This window comes from Flavobacterium koreense (assembly GCF_054776075.1).
Map to the genome: position 1 here is coordinate 1 of NZ_BAAHCF010000018.1, position 4,184 is coordinate 4,184.

Sequence of the window (4,184 nt, forward strand, 5' to 3'; positions counted from 1 at the left end):
ATTTACAACAGCAGCTTCAGGTTCATTTACAGGTTACAAATGGCAATATTCATCTGATGGAACAAATTACAACGATGTTGTAACAGGAACTCCAACTGGCGCTTCTTATGTAGGTGCTAATACAAGTTCATTAATTGTTACAACAACAGCTGCAACTCCAGTAGCTGGTCCTCACTATTATAGATCAGTTGCATTGGGTTCATCTCCATGTTCAGATACAAATTCAATGGGTGCTGAGTTAATCATAAATAACCCAACAATAACTGCTAATCCAATTGCTACAACAGTTCTTGGTGGAGGTACAGCTACCTTTAATGCTACTGCAACAGCAGCTTTACCATTGACTTATCAATGGCAAAGAGCAACAACTTTAGGAGGAACTTATTCTAATGTTGTTGATGGTACTCCAGCAAATGTTACATACTCAGGTGCTACATCAAGTACACTTTCTGTAATTACAACTTCATCAATAGCTGCAAGTACAGCTAATTTCTATAGAGTTGTATTAAACCCAGGAGGATGTTCTAGAACTTCTACTGGAGCACAATTAACAATTAATAATTATTGTACTTCAAATGCTACAAGTACTTCAGATGTAGATGTGGCTCAAGTAACTTTTGGTTCACTTGTGAATCCAGCTGTTGCTCCAACGGTATTTATTAATAACCCAGCTTCTATTGCAACTTATACAGACTTTACATCATTACCTGTTCAAGATTTTGTTCAGTTAACAACATATCCTATTGAGGTAAAACAATCTAGTATGAATGGTTATTGGGTGAGTTGGACTAAAATTTTTATCGACTGGAATAAAGATGGAGATTTCTCAGATGCAGGTGAGGCATATAATCACACAGGTGGAGTTGATGGACCATCAACAGCTCCGGCAAATGGAGTAGTTTTTAGTTCTTCTATAACAGTTCCTTTAACTGCTTCTTTAGGAAACACAAGAATGAGGGTTTTATTGAATGAATCAGGTACAGCTACTACAACACCAATTGGTTGTGGTACATATACTTGGGGGGAAACAGAAGATTATATTATCAATATTTTACCAGCTCCAGCTTGTACAGGCACGCCAACTGCAGGTACAGCAGTATCTAGTGTTGCTAATGTTTGTTATTCAGGAACAGCTAATTTATCAGTATCAGGATTTACAACCGGAGTTACAGGAATTTCATTCCAATGGTATAACTCTGCAGGTGCTATTTCAGGAGCTACAAATACTACTTTTACAACACCAGTTTTATCTTCTCCAGAAACTTATTTCTGTAGAGTTACTTGTGCAAATAGTGGTTTATTCGCAGATACAAATAGTATCAATATTGGTGTTAATGCTCCAGCTGTAGCTACAACAACTCCAGGTGGACGTTGTGGAACAGGTACAGTAGTTTTAGGTGCTACTCCATCATCTGGAGCATCTTTAAATTGGTATGCTAATGCTACCGGAGGTACATCATTAGCTACTGGTAATACATTTACGACACCAAGTATTTCAGCAACAACTAATTATTATGTAGAGTCAAACATTGGTGGTACATCTTCAAATGTTGGATTAGTTTCACCTGCTGGTGGAGGAACTCCTTCTACACAAACTGTAGCTTGGAATGTAAACTTCACAACACTTTCAGCTACAACCTTAACTTCTGTAGATATTTATCCATTAACATCGGGTGTTAATGGTGTTATCACAGTTAGAAATGGTTCAACTACCTCAGGAACAGTTATTAAAACTATCAATTATACAACAAATGTTAGTGGAGGAAATACACCACAAACAATTATAATTGACGCCCCACTTACAGCTGGTAGTTATAATTTATATACTGATACGCTTCCGACAGGAGGAATAAGAAGAAATAACTCGGGTGCTGTTTATCCATATACTTCTGCATTAGCTAATATTACAGGAAATGGATTTGATAACACCTATTTTATGGGATTATACAATTGGATTTTTGGTAGTGGATGTGCTTCGTCAAGAACTATGGTAACTGCTACTGTTACTCCACCACCTGCTTTAACATTGAGTGCAACTTCTGCAACTCTATGTAATGGTAATTCAAGTGTAGTTAATTTAACTTCTGTAATAGGAGATTATGATTCTTATGTTTGGTCACCAAGTACAGGAGTAAGTGGAAATGAGAATGTTGGATTTACATTTAATCCAACTGCAACAACTACTTATACTTTAACAGCAAGTAATTCTTCTGGTTGTGTGAATACAGCTACTTATAATGTAACTGTTAATCCATTACCAGTGAATACTATAGTTGCTTCTAGCAATACATTATGTGAAACAGGTAGTCCCGTTTTATTGACAGCATCTGCTTCTGTTCCTGCTAATTTAGTTTTAGGTACAGGAACTACTGTTAATGCTACTACTGCTTATCCAGCACCATTCTCAAATTATTATGGAGGTGCTAAACATCAAATGTTAATTAGAGCTAGTGAACTTACTGCATTAGGATTTTATCCAGGTGATCAAATATCAGCGATTGCGATGAATGTAACTGCAGTAGGAACTACTTTTACAGGAACTTTAAATTCATATAGTGTAGCAATGGGTCATACAACTAATACAGTTCTTACTTCTACTGCATTTATTGGAGGCTTAACTACGGTAAGAACAGCTGCGAATTTAACTATTCCTACATCTGGATTGCCAACGAACGTTTCTATTCCATTTAACTCTAATTTTACATGGGATGGAACTAGCAATGTGGTAATTGAAACTTCATATAGTAATGCAAATCCAGGTACTTCAACAGATTTTGTACAATCTACTAATTCTACTTTAGGTTTTGTTTCATCAAATTGGTACAGAGTTGATAATGCTACTGCTGCTGCAGTATTGTCAGCCGCTACACCTACTGGTTCTGGTACTTCTAGACCAAACATTGTATTAACTAAATCAGCTATACTTCAATATGCTTGGTCACCAACCACAGAGTTATTTACAGATGCTTTGATGTCAACTCCATATACAGGAGGTAATGTAGCTTCTGTTTATGCTAGACCAACATCAGATAGAACCTATAGCGTAGTAACTACAAATCCATCGACAACTTGTTTCTCTACAGCTACAGTTAATTTGACAGTTTCTCCAGTTTCAGTTGGTGGTACTGCTAGTGCAAATGCTACTGTTTTATGTGCAGGAAGCGGAACATCACTTTCTTTAACTGGTTATGTTGGTTCAATCCAATGGCAACAATCTGCTAACGGAACAACTTGGTCTAACATTTCAGGTGCAACATCAGCTACACTTAATACAGGAAGTTTAACTTCTACAACGTATTATCAAGCTGTTGTAACTAGTGGAGTTTGTTCTTCTACTACAAGTAACGTGGTAATGGTTACTGTTAATTCAGTAACATATGGTTCAATTTCGACTACTACAGCTTGTTTAAATACAAATGCTACTTTAACAGTTTCTGGATTAGTACCAAATAGCACTTCATCGATTGCTTATACTTTAGGAGGTGTTGCACAAACTCCAGCTAACGTTGTTGCTAATGCTTCTGGTGTTGGTACATTCGCAGTATTCTTGGCTACAACTGGTCAATCGGTTGTTGTTACAAGTTTAACAAGAGTTGACGTAACGCCAAGTTGTCCATTAGTTCCAACAAGTGGTACAAGTGTAGCTTTACTAGTTAATACAAATTGTTCAACTATTGCTCCAGCAACATGTGGAACTACTTTAGCTGGTTGGTTCTCTACAGTTACTGCTACATGGTCTAATTTAGCTCAAGGATACAGATTCAAAATCACTAAAGTAGATATGAATACTAATGCACCAATTGCAGCACCAGTTATTATTGACCGACCAGTGAATAATATTTCTTTAGCTAACGTACCAAATACTACTTACAACTCAAGATACATGTTTGAAGTTGCTGTAATGATGAATGGTGTATGGCAATCTTTCTATGGTCCTGCTTGTTACTTAAACACACCAAATCCAGTTTCAACAATTGGCGCACAATGTGGAAGTACATTAACAGCTATGAACCAATGGATTACTGCAGGAGCAGTGTCTAATGTTACTGCTTATAGATTTAGAGTTACAAGAGTAATTGCAGGAAATCCAACAGGATTATCGCAAGAAACTACACAAGCAGGTAATAAGTTTAACATGACACAATTGTCAGGAATCTTATATGCAAGTACTTATAGAGTAGAAG

At 36.7% G+C, this 4,184-nt stretch carries 1 protein-coding gene; it reads left to right on the top strand.

Going from position 1 to position 4,184, the window contains the following annotated elements:
- Window positions 1–4,184: beta strand repeat-containing protein (locus tag ACYU7A_RS08020; RefSeq protein ID WP_460575583.1), on the top strand; the 4,184-nt coding region annotated here is incomplete at both ends.